The organism is Methylobacterium sp. SD274 (assembly GCF_017355285.1).
Classification (GTDB): domain Bacteria; phylum Pseudomonadota; class Alphaproteobacteria; order Rhizobiales; family Beijerinckiaceae; genus Methylobacterium.
This window is the reverse complement of record NZ_JADIJP010000026.1, coordinates 42133-61598: the sequence shown is the minus strand read 5'-3', so window position 1 is coordinate 61598 and position 19466 is coordinate 42133. Positions and strand designations below refer to the sequence as shown.

Below are 19466 nucleotides of genomic sequence, written 5' to 3'. Positions count from 1 at the left end.
ATCCAGGGTTTGTCGTGACCGGGTTTATGAATCGGGCATCCTTCGCCGCCCTAGCTCTCGTTGCTGGCTGTCTTCCCGGCCCGGTCGCTCTCGCGACCGGGCCGTTTCGCGTCGGAGAGGCGATTCTCGAGCCCGTGGACCCGACCGCCTTGCCGGGCTTTCCCGGCTCCGATCCGGCCGCTTCCCTCGAGGTGTTCCGCCGGACCTGCGCCGCTCCACCGGTGGAGATCGCCGCGACTGTCGCCGGCTCGGCGGAGGATCTTGCCGCCGCCTGCACCCTTGCGGCCTCGGTCAAGCCGGAAGAGGCCAGGGCCTTCTTCACGCGAAATTTCGATGCCTACCGTATCGTAAGAGCGGGCGAGGCGGGTGGTCCTTCGCGCCGGACGGGCTTTCTCACCGGCTATTTCGAACCGGAACTCACCGGTGCCCTCGCGGCCGGCCCCGGCTTCACCACCCCGGCCCTTGCCCGGCCGGACGATCTCGTGAGTCTCGCCCCCGGTGAGACGAAACTCGGCCTCGATCCGACATTGCGGGCGGCACGGGCGACGCCGGGCGGCTTCGAGCCTTACCCCGACCGTGCATCCATAGAGGATGGAGCAATCGGGGAGCGGGCCCGGCCGCTCGTCTACCTGCGCGATCCGGTCGATCTCTTCGTGCTCCAGGTCCAGGGATCGGGGCGCGTACGCCTTCCGGATGGACGGGCGGTGAGGGTGCTCTATGACGGCCGCAACGGTCGTCCCTATACGTCGGTGGCCAAGCTCATCGTCCAGGCGGGACATCTCCCCCTCGAGGGCCTGACGCTCGCCCGCTGGACCGGCTGGCTTCGTGACAATCCGGCCCTCGCCAAGCCACTGATGCGGGCAAACGCCTCCTACATCTTCTTCCGACTCGCCGAAGTGGAGGATCCCCGCCTTGGCCCTCCGGGCGCGGCCGGCGTCCCCCTGACCCCAGGCCGGAGCTTGGCGGTCGACTCCACTTTGTGGCGTTACGGAACGCCGTTCTGGCTCGAGGGACGGATCGCCGGGGAGGATGCCCCGGGGCGCCTCGTCGTTGCGGCCGATACCGGTTCGGCCATCGTCGGCCCGGCGCGTGGGGACCTTTATCTCGGCACGGGGGAGGCGGCGGGGATCGCTGCCGGCAATCTGCGCGATGCGGTCGGCTTCGTCGTCCTACTGCCTAAGCCGCGTGCGGTCCCATGAGGATGCCACGCAGACTCCGCGGCCTGTCGGGGGAGGACGCCTTCCTCTGGGGCGAAATCGCACGGCTGATCACGCCGCTGCGCGGACGTGCTCCTTCTCCGAAGGCCAAAACACTGCCAACTGGGGATCCCCTTCCTCCGAAGCGGAAACCGGAAGTACCAGCGCTCGTCGCCAAGCCTGTTGCCAAGCCTGTTGCCAAGCCTGTTGCCAAGCCTGTTGCCGAAAGGGCCGGCTTGCCCGGTGGCGTGAAAGCGCCCCCGAAACGCATCGTGAAACCTGTCCCCGCCCCCGCTCTCGTGGCGGCCCCGGCGGCCATCGTCACCCCACCTGCCCTGCCGGGCCTGGAACGCAAGGCTCGCCTCGCCCTGCGGCGTGGATCGCTCAAGGTTGAGGCACGGATCGACCTTCACGGATTGTATCAGGCCGAAGCTCACGATGCCCTGATCGGCTTTCTGATGCGCTGCCGTTCGGCGGGCCATGCCCATGTGCTCGTCGTCACCGGCAAAGGGGGCGGGGCAGGCTATGACAATGCGTTCTCGGAGCGAGGGGTCCTGCGCCGCTCGGTGCCGCACTGGCTGCGTGCGCCGGAACTGCGCAGCGTCGTCATCGGCTTCGAGGAGGCGGCGCGCCATCATGGTGGCGCCGGAGCCCTTTACGTCCGGCTGAGGCGACGCTGACGTCGTGAATCGAGGCGTCTCCCAGCAAGAAGAGCGCGATCCCGCATTCCGATCGCCTATAAGGGGCTTGAGCAGGATGCGGAAACGCGATATGGGGAAGTCCCTCCTTTTACGCCGTGTTGCATCCGAGAGCCATAGGCTCCCCATAGACGATGCGCGGAACCGGTCTTTACTGCTGTTCCGACCACAGGTGCCGACAAGGCATCCGGCGCTCCTCCGACTGTTCAGCCCGATCAACCCTCGTCCATCGTCGGTTCTCATTCTCCCATGACGTCACAGAACGATTCCCTCCTTCCCGTTGATCCGCCGGCAGAGGTCGGGTTGGTCGCTGCCGATCTGAGCCCGCATCGCGAGGTCAAACTTCAGGATCTGAAGTCCAAGACCCCGACGGACCTGATCGCTTTCGCGGAGGAGGTCGAGGTCGAGAACGCCTCCACGATGCGCAAGCAGGAGCTCATGTTCTCCATCCTGAAGCAGCTCGCTGCCAAGGAGGTCGAGATCATCGGCGCCGGCACGGTGGAAGTGCTTCAGGACGGGTTCGGTTTCCTGCGTTCGTCTGAATCGAACTATCTGCCCGGCCCCGACGACATCTACATCTCGCCCACCCAGATCCGCCGTTTCGGCCTGCGGACCGGCGACACCGTAGAGGGGCCGATCCGCGGCCCGAAGGATGGCGAGCGCTACTTCGCTCTGCTCAAGGTGAACACGATCAACTTCGAGAACCCGGAGAAGATCAAGCACAAGGTCCATTTCGACAACCTGACGCCGCTCTTCCCGACGCAGCGCTTCAAGCTCGAACTCGACGCTCCGCCGAAGAAGGACTTCTCGCCGCGTATCATCGACATCGTCGCGCCCATCGGTAAGGGCCAGCGCGCTCTCATCGTGGCGCCGCCGCGTACCGGCAAGACCGTGCTGATGCAGAACATCGCGCAGTCGATCACCATCAACCACCCGGAATGCTACCTCATCGTGCTGCTCATCGACGAGCGTCCCGAGGAAGTCACCGACATGATCCGCTCAGTGAAGGGCGAGGTCATCGCCTCCACCTTCGACGAGCCGGCCACCCGCCACGTTCAGGTCGCCGAGATGGTGATCGAGAAGGCCAAGCGCCTCGTGGAGCATGGCCGTGACGTGGTCATCCTGCTCGATTCGATCACCCGTCTCGGCCGCGCCTACAACACCGTGGTGCCGTCCTCCGGTAAGGTGCTCACCGGTGGTGTGGATGCCAACGCGCTCCAGCGGCCGAAGCGCTTCTTCGGTGCCGCTCGCAACATCGAGGAGGGCGGCTCGCTCTCGATCATCGCCACCGCGCTCATCGATACCGGTTCGCGCATGGACGAGGTGATCTTCGAAGAGTTCAAGGGTACCGGCAACTCCGAGATCATTCTCGACCGCAAGGTCTCCGACAAGCGCATCTTCCCCGCGATCGACATCACCCGCTCAGGCACCCGCAAGGAAGAGCTTCTGGTGCCGCCGGATTCGCTCAAGAAGACCTACGTGCTGCGCCGCATCCTCAACCCGATGGGCGTCACGGACGCCATCGAGTTCCTCATGGACAAGCTGCGCCAGACCAAGAGCAACAACGACTTCTTCGACTCGATGAATACCTGAGGGACGCTGAGTCTCTCTTCCCTTCTGTGCCTGCGGGGTATCGAGGTTTTCCCTCTTGCGCGTTGAGGGTTCTCGTTCGGGTCCCTCCTTCGCGCAAGATCCGCTAGCGCGAGTCTCTAGCGTGCGCTCAATGAGAATGGTTTCCAAAAGAAACCATTCTTTTCGTCGGCTATAGAGCGGACCGACATAGGAACCTACGCGGCGTCGTGGTTGAGCTATGAACGACGGCACTACCATTTTCGCGCCCGCCAGCGGTTTCGGACGTGCGGCCGTCGCCGTCATTCGAATCAGCGGACCTGCCACAGCCGACCTGGTCACGAGCGTCGCGAAGCGACTGCCACCGCCTCGGCGCTTATCTCTTCGGACTCTCCGCGAACCCACGACCAGCGAACCACTCGATTCCGCCCTCGTGGCGTGGATGCCAGGACCTGAGACGTTCACCGGCGAAGATATGGCCGAACTCCACCTCCATGGTGGCCTCGCGGTGCGCTCCGCTGTCATGGCCGCGCTCGCTGCTCATCCCGGATGCCATATCGCCGAACCTGGTGCGTTCAGCCGACGTGCCGTGGAGAACGGTCGGATGGACCTGACCGCCGCCGAGGGTGCGGCAGATCTCATCGATGCGGAGACAGAAGCGCAACGACGCCAAGCTCTGCGTCAACTCGACGGAGTCCTAGGTCGTAAGGTGGCCGATTGGCGTGATCGTCTCATCGATCTCCTGGCCGGAGCCGAGGCCGCCCTCGATTTCGCCGATGAGGGCGATGTGGATGATTCCGCGCTCGATGCGGCGCTTCATGCCAAGGCTCGCGCCATCCGTGACGACATCGATCACGCTCTCGCCGATAGCCGGCGGGGAGAGCGTCTGCGGGAGGGTTACGTCGTGGTTCTCTCAGGGCCGCCCAATGCCGGCAAGTCCACGCTGCTCAATGCTCTCAGCCAGCGCGATGCCGCGATCGTTTCTGCCATTCCAGGCACGACCCGCGACCTTATCGAGATTCGTTGCGATCTCGGCGGGCTACCGGTCATCATCGTGGATACGGCCGGCTTGCGGGATACGACCGATCCAGTGGAGGCCGAAGGCATCCGGCGCACCCGCAACCGGATGGACCAAGCCGATCTCATCCTTGCGCTCCAGCCAAATGACGATCCACACGACCCAGCGAACGACCTGCCAGATCGCACGATCCGGGTTCAGACGAAGTCGGATTTGGGCGTTGCCGTGAATGGGGGACACGCCGTATCCGCGTTGACCGGTGCGGGTATCGACAACCTGCTACGCTTCATTGAAGCGAGGGCGGAGCAGGCCCTTGGCGGCGGCGATGCTCTCATTACTCGCGAGCGGCACCGCGATGGGTTGACCCGCTGCAGCCATCACCTCTCCAGGATCGTGTCGGGCCCTGCCCTTCCGGAGCTGCTTGCCGAGGATCTGAGGCTTGCCGTTCGCGCCTTGGGCGAGGTCGCCGGCCGGGTCGGCGTCGAGGATATGCTCGATCGCCTCTTCTCCGGGTTCTGTATCGGTAAGTGACGGGTGGCGCCAAGGCTGGTGGTCCCTGGCCGTTCGCTGCGGGAAGCTAGGCCCCGTTCGAGATCTCGAAACGGCGACACAGGGCGTCGAGCTCTTCCGGCGTTTCGTAGCGGATGCGAATTTCCCCGCTGCCTTGAGTCTTCGACTTCAGCGATACCGTGACGCCAAGCGCGCGCGCCATGGCTTGCTCCAGGCTACGGACCTGTCCATCGCGCTCCGGCTTGCGCGGACGCCCCGGGCGGGGGGCGTCGCCTTCCGGCACTTCAGCTGAGGCCAGGGCCTCGACCTCACGGACGGACAGCCCTTCAGCCACGATTCGTCGCGCGACGGCTTCGGGCTCCCGCACAGCAAGAAGAGCGCGGGCGTGACCGGCTGTGATTTCCCCAGCGACGACTCGGTCCTGGATCGCGCTGGACAATTGCAGAAGACGCAACGTGTTGGCGAGATGGCTGCGGCTCTTTCCGATGATTTCGGCGAGCTCCGTTTGGCTATAGCGAAACTCGCTCATGAGCCGCTCATAACCAGCCGCCTCTTCGATGGCGTTGAGATCACTGCGCTGGACGTTCTCGAGAATGGCGTATTCGAGGGAGGTCCGATCGTCGATCTCGACGACAACGACTGGGGCCTCGTGCAGCCCGGCACGCTGAGCGGCGCGCCAACGACGCTCGCCGGCGACGATCTCGTAGGTATCCGGAACGCCTGCCAGAGCGCGGACCACGATAGGCTGAATGATGCCGCGGATCTTGATCGAAGCGGCTAGCTCGTCGAGTTCGGCTTCGTGGAAGCGCCGACGCGGGTTTCGCGGATTTGGGCGCAGAAATTCGACGGCGACCTTGCGCTGTGCCTGCGGCTTCCCCGCATCGCCGCTATCGTCGCCGAAATCTCCGATCAGGGCCGCAAGCCCACGCCCGAGTCGAGGCCGCGCCACATCATCCGCCATCGCCACCTGCTTCAACTCCGATACGCTACGCATTCACGAAAAAGAACGAGCGACCTACGCCGCGACTGGAAGCCGCCCCTCGCGTTGGATCACTTCCGAGGCCAGGCGTAGATAGGCCTGCGAGCCGGCGCATTTCAGGTCGTAGAGCAACACCGGCTTGCCATGCGACGGGGCCTCCGAAACGCGAACGTTGCGTGGAATCGTGGTCTCGTAGACCTTGTCGCCAAGGAAGCTACGGACATCGGCCGCAACCTGATTCGAGAGGTTGTTGCGCGGATCCACCATAGTCAGCACCACACCCTGAATGGTGAGACGCGGATTGAGCGCGCTGCGGACCTGATCGACAGTGCGCAGGAGTTGGCTCAACCCCTCCAGGGCGAAGAACTCGCATTGCATGGGCACGAGCACGGCGTCGGCGGCTGCCAGTGCATTGATCGTCAGCAGGTTCAAGGAAGGAGGACAATCGATCAGGACATAGGTCACGCCCTCGGTGGCACCGGCCTTACCGAGATCGATCATGGCGTTGCGCAGGCGGTGAGCCCTGTCGGACGAACTCGCCATTTCCAATTCGAGGCCAAGAAGATCCATCGTCGAGGGGGCGAGAAGCAGCCGGGGTACGGCCGTGGGTACTACCGCTTGGGCCAGGGACGCATCGCCGGCGAGCACGTGGTAGGTCGACAGCTTGCGCGAGCGGCGGTCGATGCCGAGCCCGGTGGAAGCGTTTCCCTGCGGATCGAGGTCGATCACCAAGACGCGTTCACCAATAGCAGCGAGCGCGGTACCGAGATTGATGGCTGTCGTCGTCTTGCCGACACCGCCCTTCTGGTTGGCCAAAGCAAGGATGCGCAACGGCCGCTCGGGCGTCGCCCTGGAGGCGGAGGAGGGTTCGATGGTCATGAATCCACGCGGGAGAGGGCGGTGACGCGGACGATCCGCGCGTCCGACTCAGTACGGCTCGTCACCAGATCGTAAACGAATCTCCACCGTTGCGCTGCATTGGTCAATTCCGCCTGCGCATCACGGCCCTTCGGAAAAAGCCCGATGGTGCCTGTTGTCAACAGCGGTTCCGTCCATTCGAGCAATTGGGGGAGGGGAGCCAAAGCACGGGCGCAGACGGCGTGAACTCCAACGTGTCCGGCGATAGCGTCCTCAATGCGGACGTTGCGAACCCGCGCCGGAGCTTTCGTCAATCGGGCCGCCTCCGTGAGAAAGGCGCATTTGCGCGCATTGCTCTCGATCAGGTCCACCTGAAAACCCGGCCGATCACGTCCTGCGATAGCCAAGATGAGGCCAGGAATTCCAGCCCCCGAACCGAGATCGAGCCACTTGCTGGCGTCGGGGGCGAGATCGAGCAGTTGGAGGGCGTCAGCAATGTGGCGGGTCCAAACCTCCGTGAGTGTGGCGGGACCGACGAGGTTCTTGACGCTTTGCCACCTCCTTAGCTGCTCGACATAGATGTCTAAAGCCTCGGCTGTTTCACGTGAAACATTTGCCTGGGCGAGAACGCGAGTTCGGTCGTCATGCCTAGCGGCCATGGACAGCCGCCGGATTGGAGCGGTCGGCGCGACGAGCATGGGCTGCCAGCAACGTCAGCGCAGCAGGAGTCACGCCCTCGATCCGTGCAGCCTGACCAAGCGTGCCGGGCCTCACCGTTTCGAGTTTGGCCTGCATCTCATTGGACAAGCCGGGAATGGCGCCATAGTCGAGCTTCGTTGGAAGCGACAGGGCCTCGTCTCGTCGGAAAGCCGCGATGTCGGCATTCTGGCGATCAAGATAGACGGCATAGGTCGCATCCGTTCGGAGGCGATCCGAGATACGAGGAGACACGCTCTGAAGCTCGGGCCACACCTCGGTCAGACGGTCCCAGTCGATCTCCGGATAGGAGAGCAATTGAAAGGCACTTCGGCGAATACCGTCCTGGTTAAGCGCGATCTCATGCCGAGCCGCTGCGGCCGGTGTCAGGCTGAGCCTATCGAGCAGCCCCCGCGCTGCCTCCAGTTCACCTTGTGACCGAGCGAAATGCTCGGCCCTCTCGGAGCCGACACAGCCGAGAGCGGCCCCGCGCGGGGTCAGGCGCTCATCGGCATTGTCCACGCGGAGGGACAGCCGATATTCCGAGCGCGAGGTGAACATGCGATAAGGTTCGCTGACGCCGTGGGTCACGAGATCGTCGATCATCACCCCAAGATACGATTCGGCCCGGTCGAAGCGCGACAGGGTCGATCCCCCGGCGAGCCGGGCGGCATTGATCCCAGCCACTAGCCCCTGCCCCGCGGCCTCCTCGTAGCCGGTCGTGCCGTTGATCTGTCCAGCCAGGAACAGGCCGGGCAGTCGCTTGGCCTGGAGGGTCGTGTCGAGCTCGCGAGGATCGACGTAGTCATACTCGATGGCATAGCCGGGTCGCACGATGGCCGTACGTTCGAGACCCGGGATCAGAGCGATGACATCGCGCTGAACGCTCTCCGGCAGCGCGGTGGAAATGCCGTTGGGGTAGACGGTCGGGTCGTCCAGCCCCTCGGGTTCCAGGAAGATCTGGTGACCTTCGCGGTCTCCGAAGCGCACCACCTTGTCTTCGATGGACGGACAGTAACGCGGCCCCCGGCTGCTGATCCCCCCCGAATACATCGGCGAGCGGTGAAGATTCGCACGGATGAGATCGTGCACTGCCTGGGTCGTACGCGTGATGCCGCATTGGATCTGCGGTGTGGTGATCCGTTCCGTGAGGGTCGAGAACGGCACCGGATCGTCATCGGCCGACTGCATGTCGAGGCCCAACCAATCAATAGTGCGGCCATCGAGACGGGCAGGGGTGCCGGTCTTGAGACGTCCGAGCGCAAAACCCAGCCGGTCCAGCGTCTGGGCGAGGCCGATGGATGGCCCCTCCCCGACGCGCCCGGCGGGAATCTGCACTTCTCCCATATGGATGAGGCCTCGAAGAAACGTGCCGGTGGTCAGCACGACAGCGGAGCAGGCAACCGTTCTCCCATCCGACAGAATCACCCCGGCGACCTGTGCGGCTGCAATGTGAATGTCCCCGACTTCACCCTCGATGACATGAAGGTTCGCGATGCTGGCGACGGCTTCTTTGATGGCCCGCGCATAGAGTTTGCGGTCGGCCTGGGTGCGCGGTCCGCGCACTGCCGGCCCCTTGCGTCGGTTGAGCAGGCGGAACTGAATGCCGGCTGCGTCGGCGGCACGGCCCATCAGTCCGTCGAGGGCATCGACCTCGCGAACGAGATGACCCTTGCCGAGACCGCCAATGGCCGGGTTGCAGGACATCGCGCCGATCGTGGCAGCTGAATGCGTGACGAGGGCGGTACGGGCGCCGATGCGGGCTGCAGCAGCAGCGGCTTCCACGCCAGCATGGCCGCCTCCGACCACGACCACGTCGAAGGAAAGACTTGTCTGAGACATAGGGTGATTAGGCGCGACCGGAGCGAGTCGTCAACGAGGAGTGCGAGCGTATCCCATCCTCTGCCGAATCCGGCCGATTCACATTCGAAGTCGAAGCCCGTCCTGCCATGGAGGCATCGCGGGAAGGACGATCGGAGACGGACGACAGATCGCGTCAGCCACGCCGACGCGCCGCCTCCGTGGCGATGCGCAGGAGCGTCGCGGAAGCATGGGCATGGGCGAGGTCAGGCGGGGAGCGTCGACAGGCAAGCACGGCCTCCTGAAGCAACTGCACGGCGTGGCGGAGGGCAACGGGAGACCAGCGCCCAAGCTGGGCTTCGACGAGCGCCTTACGGCGGAAATGCAGCCCACGCCAATTGCCAACCATCATGCTCGGACTCTGTCCTTCACCTGCAATCCGTGTCGACAGCAGAGTAAGAGCGTGGCGCAGCGCAGAGCCAAGCATCATCGACGGATCCATACCTTCGTGCCGGAAGCGGCGGTAATCCCGTTCGACCTCCTCGCTCCGTCCGACGAAGGCGGCATCGATCAGCGTATTAAGGACGCTGCCGGCGACGTCGCTGATCACGGCCTCCACATCGTCCAGGGTAATCTCGGTCTGGCCCCTGGCATAGAGGGTCAGTTTCTCGATCTCCGACAGGCTCGCTCGACGATCACCGCCCAGGCTCATCGCCAGGATGTCGCGCGCCTCGCGGGCGATCCGCTGGCCATTCTCCTGAAGCGTGCGGTCGATGAGCTCCGCCAAGGCCCGCTCGTCATCGGCGTAGCAGGGCAGGGCGAGCGCCCGTGTGGATTTCTCGCAGAGTGTTCGCAACGGTGCGCTCTTTGCGAGGTCTCCCGCCTCTACGACGATGCGGGCGCCGGCGATCTCTGCCTTCAATGCCGCGTCCACGGCCGGGGCGTAATTGCGGCTTCCGGCCCGTACCCAGATGCTACGCTGACCGCCGAACAGGCCGACGGTGCCGGCCTCGTCCACGAGGCGACCTGCATCCGAGGCGAGGGTATCGCCATCGATCTTGACCAGCGCAAAAGGATCGGAGGGATCGGTGACGAAGCTCTCGGCCAGACGCTTGGCGCGCTCGAAGACCAGGCCGGTATCCGGTCCGTAGACGAGGATCACCGCGATCTGCGACGCGGGTCCGCGTCGCAGCAACGCTTCGATATCGCCAGCCTTTACGGCGGTCAGGGCTTGGTCACCAGCACGGATGCGACCCGCGTCTTGATCTGGTCGGCCAAGGTCTTTGCCAGCCGGATCTCAGCGTCGCGGGCCGCACGCAGCGAGGCGAAGCGCTGGATCGAGCGGTCATAGGTGGTGGTGGCGACGGCCACACCCTCGGTGATGATCTTCGAACCGTCCAGGGATTCGAGCGAGAAGCGGATGGTGCCAACCAGCGTGCCGGCCTCGGCGCGTCCAGTCTGTGACGACACGATGGGGGTCTTCACGGATTCGCTGCCCTGCATCTTCAGGCGGTAGCGCTTGGGAGAAGGCTGGCCCGAACCATCGAGATCGAAGATGAGTTCGCTGCGCAGATAATGGCCAAGCCGCTCCTGCCCGGCAGCGGTGGAGACGTCGTCCACTTGGATCGAGGCGAGGAGCGCAGCCATGGGCTCGCCCGACGCGGTCGGTCCATAGAGCGGGCGAAAGCAGGCCGAGAGATTGACGGCCATAAGGGAGACCAACGCGATTTTCGCCGCGCGGGACCGTACCGCCTGTCTCAGCCCATGGATCATCATCGCAGCAATGCTCTCCGTCCGGTCTCGCTCTTTACGGCGATCCCGCCTGTCGCGTCACCTGTATAAGCGGCAAGCTTTACGATTCCTCTGCGGCAGGACGATGGTGGTGCCCGAAACGACATCGCCCTGGAGGGGCGTCCTTCGTCCTGCCGTTATGCAAAGTCTCGCCCTGCCCGGGCCTTGGCGAGATCTGATTTGCGAAGCCGCGCCTCGCTCACACCACGAGATTCACGATCCGACCCGGCACGACGATCACTTTGCGGGGGACACGGCCTTCGAGCGCCTTCTGCACGGCCTCGTCGGCCAGAACGAGCGCTTCCACCGCGGCGGTGTCGGCCGTGCGCGGCACGGTGACATCCGCCCGCTTCTTCCCGTTGAGCTGAACGGGGAGGGTGATCTCGTCCTCCACAAGCAGGGCACGATCGACTACCGGCCACGCGGCTTGAGCGACCAGTCCCTGCCGTCCGAGGACCGACCAGCATTCCTCGGCCAGATGTGGCATCATCGGCGCAACGAGCTGCGTGAGGATGCCCGCGGCTTCCGTCGCCGCATCGCGCGAGACGGTAGCCGTACGGATCGCCTCATCGAGAGCGTTCGACAGCGTGTAGATATGGGCGACGCAACGGTTGAAGCGGAGGCGCTCCACATCCTCTTCCACCGCAGCAAGAGCCTTATGGGCGGCCTTGCGAAGCGCAGCGTCCGACGCTCCGCTCGCTGCCGGCACGCCCACCGCGAGGGAGACCAAGCGCCAGACTCGCTGAACGAAGCGGGCCGCGCCCTGCACTCCATCCTCCGTCCAGATCACGTCACGCTCGGGCGGAGAATCGGACAGCATGAACCAGCGAGCGGTATCGGCCCCGTAGCTCGCGATGATGTCGTCCGGGTCCACCACGTTCTTCTTAGACTTCGACATCTTCTCGATGGAGCCGATAGCGATCGGCGCATCTGTTTTCACGTGAAACGCCTGGCGCCCGCCGCCCTCGGCGGTGATGCGGATATCCGCAGGCTGAACCCATGCGCCCGCTGCGTCCTTGTAGGTCTCGTGGACGACCATGCCCTGTGTGAACAGGCCGGCGAAAGGCTCCGAGACGCCGGACCAGCCCGTCGCCTGCATCGCCCGGGTGAAGAAGCGGGCGTAGAGCAGATGCAAGATCGCGTGCTCGATGCCGCCGATATACTGATCCACCGCCAGCCAGTGATCGGCCGCAGAACGGTCGGTCGGCGCATCCTTCAGCCAGGGAGCGGTGAAGCGGGCGTAGTACCAGGACGAATCCACGAAGGTGTCCATCGTGTCGGTCTCGCGCCGGGCGGCAGCGCCGCAGCGCGGGCAGGGCACGTTACGCCAGGCATGGTCGCGTTCCAGCGGATTGCCGGGTGTGTCGAACGAGACCTCGTCGGGCAACTTCACCGGCAGGTCGGAGACCGGCACCGGCACCGGACCGCAGGAATCGCAATGGATGATGGGGATTGGGCAGCCCCAATAGCGCTGGCGCGAGACGCCCCAATCCCGCAAGCGGAACTGAACCTTGCGCGCCGCCACCGGCTCGCCGTCCAGGATCTCGCCCTCCAGGCGGTTAGCTACGGCATGGAAGGCCTCGTTCGTCGTCATGTCGTCGAGGAAACGCGAATTGATCATCCGTCCATCGCCGTCATAGGCGGTGTCGGTGACGACAAAGCTCGCTGCGTCCTGCCCCTCTGGACAGACCACGGGCGTATTGCCGAGGCCGTACTTGTTCGAGAAGTCGAGGTCGCGCTGGTCGTGAGCCGGACAGCCGAACACGGCGCCGGTGCCGTAATCCATCAGCACGAAATTGGCGACATAAACCGGCAACAGCCAGGACGGGTCGAGGGGGTGGCGCACCCGCAAGCCGGTGTCGAAACCGAGTTTTTCGGCGGTATCGATCGCTGCCTGCGCCGTGCCGGTGCGGCGACATTCCTCGATGAAGCTCTGGAGTTCGGGCCGCGTGGCAGCCACGGACGCGGCGACCGGGTGGTCGGCGGCAATGGCCAGGAACTTCGCGCCGAACAGGGTGTCGGGACGGGTCGTGTAGACTTTGATCTCGCCGTCACGCGCGTCGAAGGCGAAGCGGACCTCCAGCCCTTCCGAGCGGCCGATCCAGTTCTTCTGCATCACCCGGACCTTCTCCGGCCAACGCTCCAGGCCGTCGAGTGCGTCGTAGAGATCCTGCGCGAAATCGGTGATCTTGAAGAACCACTGGGTCAGCTCGCGCTGCTCTACCAGCGCGCCCGAGCGCCAGCCGCGCCCGTCGATGACCTGCTCGTTGGCCAGCACGGTATGGTCCACGGGGTCCCAGTTCACCTTGGCCGTGCGGCGGGTGACGAGTCCCTTGTCGAGGAAGTCGAGGAACATCCGCTGCTGGTGCTTGTAGTAGTCGGGATCGCAGGTGGCGATCTCCCGGCTCCAGTCGAGGGACAGGCCCATGCTCTGCAACTGGCCGCGCATGGTGGCGATGTTGGCATAGGTCCAGTCGCGCGGGTTGACCTTGCGCTCCATGGCGGCGTTCTCGGCCGGCAAGCCGAACGCATCCCAACCCATCGGATGGAGCACGGCGAACCCCTTCGCGCGCTTATAGCGGGCCACCACGTCACCCATGGCGTAGTTGCGGACGTGGCCCATATGAATGCGCCCCGACGGGTAGGGGAACATCTCCAGCACGTAGTATTTCGGTCTCGGGTCGTCGTTGCGCGTGGCGTAGATGCCGTGCGCGGCCCAGGCCTCCTGCCAGCGCGGCTCGGCATCCTTGGCGTTGTAGCGCTCGGGAACGGGCATGGGGGAGGAGGTCATGAGAGGAACTCTGAGATACGGGCCAGGATGGCCTGGCAAGGCGCCTCACGCGGCGCCGGAGAGGTTGGATGCCGGACTAACACGGCCTGTTTGCCGGTCAACAGAGCCGTCACCGCCAAAGCCCGGCGCTTGCGGACCACGTTGCGGGTGTTAGGTCAGGCAGGACCTGCCCTTCCTCTCAAGGCCGACGAGACATCATGCCCGACTCTACCCCGCCGAGATACGCTCATCCGCACGCGGCCGACGTCGTCGCCGGCTTGAAGGCCGTGCGCGAGACCATCGTCCAGGCGGCCCAGGATTCCGAGCGGAATCCGGCCGAGATTTCGCTGGTGGCCGTCTCGAAGCTCATCGATGCGGATGGGATCATCCCCGCCCTAGAGGCAGGTCATCGGGTTTTCGGCGAGAATTACGTTCAGGAATCGAAGGCGAAATGGCCGGCTTTGCGTGAGCGCTTTCCCGATGTGGAGCTTCATCTCGTTGGGCCGCTCCAATCGAACAAGGCGCGCGAGGCGGTGGAATTGTTCAACGTGATCCATGCCCTCGACAGGCTGTCACTGGCGGCGGCCCTGGCCAAGGAGATCGACCGTACCGGGCGGACGCCAAAGCTGCTGGTTCAGGTCAACACCGGTGACGAACCGCAGAAAGCCGGCGTCTCGCCGTCGCAGGTGGATGTTCTTCTCAGCGAATGCCGAGAGACCCATGGCCTGGCGATCAACGGTCTCATGTGCATTCCCCCCGCCGAGGACCCGCCGTCGGCGCATTTCGCCCTCCTGGCGCGCATCGCCGAGCGCCACAACCTGCCCATCCTCTCCATGGGCATGAGCGCGGATTTCCCGGCGGCGATCCAGATGGGGGCCACGCATATCCGCGTCGGCACAGCGATCTTCGGCGAAAGGCCGCGCCCCGCCGGAGCGTGATGCGGTTCCAAGTGGGTTAGCCGGCCGGGGAGGGGGCTGGTTGGTGAGGAATGGAACGCCCTTCCCCACCGGCGCCAGCTTTCCCGGGCCTGCGGAGCGGAGCCCGGGATTTGCCGCACCCTAGCCGAATGCGCCCACCTCATGCTGGATCATGCCCGACAACTCGCGGACACGAGCGAAGGACTGGCGGATCGGGCCGAAGATCGTCTTGTGCTCCGATTCATAGGTGCCGACATCGCGCGGGCCGGCGGGCTCACCGAAATTGAGACCGAGCGTCGGGTCCGGCGTGATCGGAAAGATTTCGTCGAGCATGGCGAGGCAGCCGTCGATGTCGAGGCGCAGGAAGCGCTCGATCAGTTGCTCGCGAGTGATGCCCGATTGCGGGCGGAAGCCCGGAATGTGCACCGCCAGGAACCAGATCCGGTGGATCAGGGCGAGGCGCAGGGCATGAAGCATGGTCAGCCGCACCGACATCTTGCCGAGGTCCGGGGCGGCTGATTGCAGACTCAGCCAGTCGCTGGTGAGGCGCCCGAACAGACGGCGCAGATCGGGCGCAAGCCGCAGGCGGTCGAGGGCGGTGGCGATGACGAGGAGTTCGTCGCGCCGGTCGTCGCGCTGTGTGCGCCGTGCCCGTTCGAGCCACATGGCCGGGTCGAGCGTATCGATATAAGCGCGCAGCACATCGAGGTCGCCCACCGCCGAGGCATGCTGGGCGAGGCGGAACGCGCGCGAGAACCGAACCGAATCGCGGCGCATGTCACGGAACAGATCCGGTGCGCGGCTCGCCGCCCGGCCGAGGCCGTGGAGCGAATTCGCGAGATAGCCCAGCTGGTGCAGGATCGCGTTGTTCGGAATCGCCCGCATCTGGCGGGGATGGGTGATCATGCTGGGGCCGCCGCTATCGGTCTGGCGGGCCACGGGACGCGAGCCGGTGCGGTCGAGCAGGCTCGGGCCGAACGTGCCCAGCAGCGCCGCGTAGCCGGGATCATCCACCAGGGCTTCCATGTCCTGCCGGGCCACGGTGAAGAACTCGGCGGCGAAATCGGCCTCACCGTAGATCGGGTCGTCGGTCTCGTCCGCCCCCGGCGCGTCGGACAGAACATAATCGGCAAAGGAATCGTCGTCGGCCGTGTCGAAGGCGAAGACGTGTTCGGCGATCCGCTCCACCGTCGAGCGGGCAAGGGCCTGGGTGCCGAACATGAGGTAGCCGTCCGAGCCCTGGAAGCTCGATTCCAGGCGCACCTTGATCCCCGCCTTCCGGTTCTTGTGTCGTGAATCCTCCGGCGCGAGATAGGCGAGGCGGTCCCGAAGTGAGGTCGGATGGGCACCGCGGCCGATCGATTCGCCGTGGGTATCGAAGATCGCCAGTTCGATGCCGGACAGGCCGTTCTGCGTCATCAGGTCGGTGATGCGCAGGCGCAGGCGCTCGATCCAGAAACTCGCGGCGAGCTGGCCGACATAGCGCCCCGAATCCGAGTAGCCGAACTGCACGGTTAGTCGGCCGATGCGCTTGAGATAGGCGCGCCAATGCGGGTTGCGCAGGGCGTCGTCGAGGACGCGGATGCCCTGTTCCAGTGCACTCGCCGTCTCGAAGAGCGGCGTGATCTCGACCTTGTCGCTGATCCCGTAATGCCGGGCCAGCCAGAGGGCGGCGAGAAGGGTGTAGCCGGTCTCCGTCTCGGCGATGAGGAAGCGCACCGGATGGGTGCCGTCCACGTGTTTCAGGATCTGCGCGATGGTCATCATCAGGCGCGCGGCCGAGGCCCGCTCGGCGGCGAGCGCTCCGAAATCCACGGCCACCGGCTGCACATCGTTCAGAAGGGCATGGATGGTGGCGAGATGCGAGCGCCGGTGGGCTGCGTCCGTCGGCTCGCCGTCGAGATCGATGACCCGGCGCACGGCATTGTGGATCTGGCTGGCGTTCAACCGGAAATGCGGCAGGGCGTTCGACAGGCCGTGTGTCGCGATGCCGGAGCGCAGGAGGGCGATGGCGCGCCTGTCCTCGTCACTCTCCACGCCGCCTATGGCTCCGGCGAGGCCGGCCAGGATCGGTCCGGAATCGGTCTGGGCCCGCTCGCGCTCGATGATGAGCGCCAGCGAGAAGCGGTGCACAGCCTCCAGGGTAGGTTTGGTCCCGAGGCGCGGGGCAACGGCGAGCTGCCGGTTCACGGCCGCCAGCGCGCCTTGCGTCAGCTCACGCACGACGTTGGTGGCCGGCACGTCAGGCAGGTGGCGCATCACCCGGTCGAGCTGCATCCGCTTCGATTCCAGGCGATAGCGCAAGGTGTCCCACCAGCCGATATCGGTGCGTCCATCCGTGTCGCAGCCGACCCAGGATGCGATGGCGAAGGGTTTGGGCACCAACTCGGTCCAGCGGTCGGGCCAGCGCGCGCGGGCCGCATCGAGGAGGGCGGCGTTGAAGCTGTCCAAGGCCGTACGACCGTGATTGGCCGCGAGGCAGGCTTGTTCGAATTCATCGTCGAGGCTGATCTTTGCATCCGGCCGGGTCGAGAGGGCCGCGGCTTTCTCGAGCAGGGGCAGGCGTGCTGCCTCGCTGTCCTGCGACGTGGCCTCGGCGATGAGCGCCGCCACGGCCTTCGGCATCCCGAATGTCGGGTGGGCAGTGAACACCACGGCGAAGCCGGTACGGCCGACGAGGTCGCGGAAAGTCTCGAAATCCCCCGTTCCTTTCGGAATCGCAGCCACGAGACGGGCAGGCATCGTGTTGTCCGCCGATGTCTGGGTGTCCCGGTCCAGCCCGACATAGCCGCGCAGGCGCTCCGCCCGAGCGATCAACGATTGTGCGCGCAGGCGGGTGAACAGGCCGTCGAGGTCGTCGTCGTCAATCTCTTCGCGGTCGAAGCGGCGGGTAATCGCGAGCGTCACCGCCAGGACGGGATTGCGGAACGGATCCTCGCTCGAACGCTCGCGAGATTCCTCGATGAGGGCGATGAGATCCTGTTCCAGCTCGCCGGGATCGGGCACCGCATTGGCTGGGCTGCGGTCAAGCATGCGCATCGATCAACCTTGTCTGGACAGAAGAAAGAGGACGGCCCCGGAGTCGAGTCGCCTTAGAACAGGTTGGGCATCGCGCCGAAGACAATGCGTGCATGACGACCCGTCATCCACCGACGGATGGCTTGGCCGAACAGCATCACCACCGTGCAAAGCCAATCCGTCCGCATGGTTTCGGCTCCACGTTCCCTCGGCGCAAGGGGTCGAAACGAGACGCAAGGACCGTTCCGACCGCGGTAACCCGAAGTGCGATGCCCGGCCCTTGTGCGAAAGCGCTCCTGTGGTGCGAGACAGGTGGATGCAACCCGGTTCCGGCTGGGGTAACCCTCTGGGCCATGCAGATCCATCAGATCCCGTCCTGTCCTCCCGGCGACCCGAGCTCCGTGTTTCGGGCTCGGAGGATGCGGAGCGGGAGCCGCTTGGCGCTGGTCTCCTGCGTTGCCCTCTTATGCGGAATGCTGGGAGCTGCTCCCGGACTCGCGCAAGAAGACGCCGCCGCACCTCTGGGCGAGGCCGAGGCACCGGCCCCCAAGCCTAAGCCGAAACCAAAGCCCAAACCGAAACCGAAACCCGTCGCCAAACCTGCCGAGATGCCCGATGCTCCTCCGGCCGCGCCCCTGCCGATGCCGGCAGCCAATCTCGCTCCCGTGAAGCTGCCCGAGCTCATCGTCGTCTGCGACAACGGTCAGGGTGCGTTCTACGAAGGGCAGGGCGCGGTCTCGCTCTGGGTGACGCGGAGCGGCACGATCACCGTCGACAACCCGCTTCGCCCCCTGACGCCGGAGGCTACCCGCGTGCTGCAGGTCGTCATCGGCAACAAGGCCGCCACCGCCTTCGGCCCCGACCTCCTGGCCCTGCGCCGGGGCGGCAGCCCCGCAGCCCTGGAGGCGACGATAGGCGGACCGGTCCGCTGGGACGAGCAACTCACGGTGCTGCCGGATTTTCTCAACATCGTTTCCGAGGCGGGCGAGGTCCTGGCGCGTCTCGATTATCGCCGCTGCGGCGATGCCCCGGAGGTCAAGGCGGCGCCGGTCGCCAAGGTGAAGCCCAAACCCGTCGCCAAATCACCGCGCCCGCCCAAGGCCTCCGCCGCCGAGGGAGCTGGGCGAGGGGAGGGCGCAGCCCCTCGCGGTCTTCAATTGCCGCAGGGCGCCATTCCGGCCGGCCAATAATGATCGCCGGACGAGGGAGAACGACATGAAAGCCGCCGAGGTGATCGCCAAGCTGGGGCTCCAGCCCCACCCGGAGGGCGGCCATTATCGCGAAACGTTTCGCGATCCGACGGAGGTCGATGGCCGTTCGGTGGGCAGCGCGATCTACTACCTGCTCGATCTCGGCGAGACCTCGGAATGGCACCGGGTCGATGCCAGCGAGATCTGGTTCTGGCATGCCGGCGCGCCGATGGTGATCACCACGAGCCCGAACGGTCACGATGCCTCCGCTACCTATCTCGGCCCCGACCTCGCCCATGGCCAGCAGCCGCAGATCGTCGTGCCGGCGGGGCATTGGCAGACCGCCACGAGCCTCGGATCGTGGACATTGGTGAGCTGCACCGTCTCCCCGGCCTTCCGGTTCGACGGGTTCGAGATGGCGCCTCCGGGCTGGCGGCCGGTGCCGCGCAGCTGAGG

Annotated in this window: 15 protein-coding genes; 7 read left to right on the top strand and 8 right to left on the bottom strand. The window is 65.3% G+C overall.

Annotated features, from left to right (window positions below; translation table 11 throughout):
• The first annotated feature begins 26 nt into the window (after positions 1 to 26).
• The 4 genes from IPV08_RS19400 (at position 27) to mnmE (ending at position 5012) form a co-directional block, all read left to right on the top strand.
• Positions 27 to 1199, top strand: coding sequence for an MltA domain-containing protein (locus IPV08_RS19400; protein WP_246748063.1), 1173 nt, complete (start codon positions 27 to 29; stop codon positions 1197 to 1199).
• The gene (locus tag IPV08_RS19395; protein WP_207413071.1) at positions 1196 to 1876 is read left to right on the top strand and encodes a Smr/MutS family protein; all 681 of its coding nucleotides are present in this window, start codon (positions 1196 to 1198) and stop codon (positions 1874 to 1876) included. The genes IPV08_RS19400 and IPV08_RS19395 overlap by 4 nt, the downstream gene beginning before the upstream one ends.
• A 267-nt stretch (positions 1877 to 2143) precedes the next feature.
• Entirely contained in the window at positions 2144 to 3487 is a 1344-nt protein-coding gene (gene rho / locus IPV08_RS19390) for a transcription termination factor Rho (protein WP_056423088.1), read from the top strand.
• 217 nt (positions 3488 to 3704) lie between these two features.
• The gene (gene mnmE, locus IPV08_RS19385; protein WP_207413070.1) at positions 3705 to 5012 is read left to right on the top strand and encodes a tRNA uridine-5-carboxymethylaminomethyl(34) synthesis GTPase MnmE; all 1308 of its coding nucleotides are present in this window, start codon (positions 3705 to 3707) and stop codon (positions 5010 to 5012) included.
• 46 nt (positions 5013 to 5058) lie between these two features.
• Here the strand turns inward: mnmE and IPV08_RS19380 are convergent, their stop codons facing one another.
• The 7 genes from IPV08_RS19380 to leuS all read right to left on the bottom strand — a co-directional run bounded on the left by IPV08_RS19380 (position 5059) and on the right by leuS (position 13906).
• Positions 5059 to 5952: a ParB/RepB/Spo0J family partition protein gene (locus IPV08_RS19380; protein WP_056423097.1), complete on the bottom strand. Its 894-nt coding sequence runs from the start codon at positions 5950 to 5952 to the stop codon at positions 5059 to 5061.
• A 54-nt stretch (positions 5953 to 6006) separates the two neighbouring features.
• The gene (locus IPV08_RS19375; protein WP_056423099.1) at positions 6007 to 6849 is read right to left on the bottom strand and encodes a ParA family protein; all 843 of its coding nucleotides are present in this window, start codon (positions 6847 to 6849) and stop codon (positions 6007 to 6009) included.
• A complete protein-coding gene (gene rsmG, locus IPV08_RS19370) occupies positions 6846 to 7487 on the bottom strand; it encodes a 16S rRNA (guanine(527)-N(7))-methyltransferase RsmG (RefSeq protein ID WP_207413069.1) in 642 nt (213 codons plus the stop codon). Before rsmG ends, IPV08_RS19375 begins: the two co-directional genes overlap by 4 nt.
• A complete protein-coding gene (gene mnmG / locus IPV08_RS19365) occupies positions 7477 to 9366 on the bottom strand; it encodes a tRNA uridine-5-carboxymethylaminomethyl(34) synthesis enzyme MnmG (protein ID WP_207413068.1) in 1890 nt (629 codons plus the stop codon). The genes rsmG and mnmG overlap by 11 nt, the downstream gene beginning before the upstream one ends.
• Positions 9367 to 9520: 154 nt before the next feature.
• Positions 9521 to 10552, bottom strand: coding sequence for a DNA polymerase III subunit delta (holA, locus tag IPV08_RS19360; RefSeq protein WP_207413085.1), 1032 nt, complete (start codon positions 10550 to 10552; stop codon positions 9521 to 9523).
• Entirely contained in the window at positions 10549 to 11100 is a 552-nt protein-coding gene (gene lptE, locus IPV08_RS19355) for an LPS assembly lipoprotein LptE (RefSeq protein ID WP_207413067.1), read from the bottom strand. The genes holA and lptE overlap by 4 nt, the downstream gene beginning before the upstream one ends.
• Positions 11101 to 11314: 214 nt before the next feature.
• Positions 11315 to 13906: a leucine--tRNA ligase gene (gene leuS, locus IPV08_RS19350; protein ID WP_207413066.1), complete on the bottom strand. Its 2592-nt coding sequence runs from the start codon at positions 13904 to 13906 to the stop codon at positions 11315 to 11317.
• A gap of 197 nt (positions 13907 to 14103) precedes the next feature.
• On the opposite strand from leuS, the gene IPV08_RS19345 reads away from it, so the two are divergent.
• Positions 14104 to 14823, top strand: a complete 720-nt coding sequence (locus IPV08_RS19345; protein ID WP_207413065.1) for a YggS family pyridoxal phosphate-dependent enzyme — start codon at positions 14104 to 14106, stop codon at positions 14821 to 14823.
• Between the two features lie 120 nt (positions 14824 to 14943).
• Here the strand turns inward: IPV08_RS19345 and IPV08_RS19340 are convergent, their stop codons facing one another.
• Positions 14944 to 17841: a phosphoenolpyruvate carboxylase gene (locus IPV08_RS19340; RefSeq protein ID WP_246748061.1), complete on the bottom strand. Its 2898-nt coding sequence runs from the start codon at positions 17839 to 17841 to the stop codon at positions 14944 to 14946.
• Between the two features lie 416 nt (positions 17842 to 18257).
• On the opposite strand from IPV08_RS19340, the gene IPV08_RS19335 reads away from it, so the two are divergent.
• Together IPV08_RS19335 and IPV08_RS19330 are read left to right on the top strand one after the other, a co-directional pair.
• Entirely contained in the window at positions 18258 to 19010 is a 753-nt protein-coding gene (locus tag IPV08_RS19335) for a hypothetical protein (protein ID WP_246748059.1), read from the top strand.
• A 25-nt stretch (positions 19011 to 19035) separates the two neighbouring features.
• On the top strand, positions 19036 to 19464 hold the full coding sequence (locus tag IPV08_RS19330; RefSeq protein WP_207413064.1) for a cupin domain-containing protein: 429 nt from the start codon (positions 19036 to 19038) through the stop codon (positions 19462 to 19464).
• The last annotated feature ends 2 nt before the right edge of the window (positions 19465 to 19466 follow it).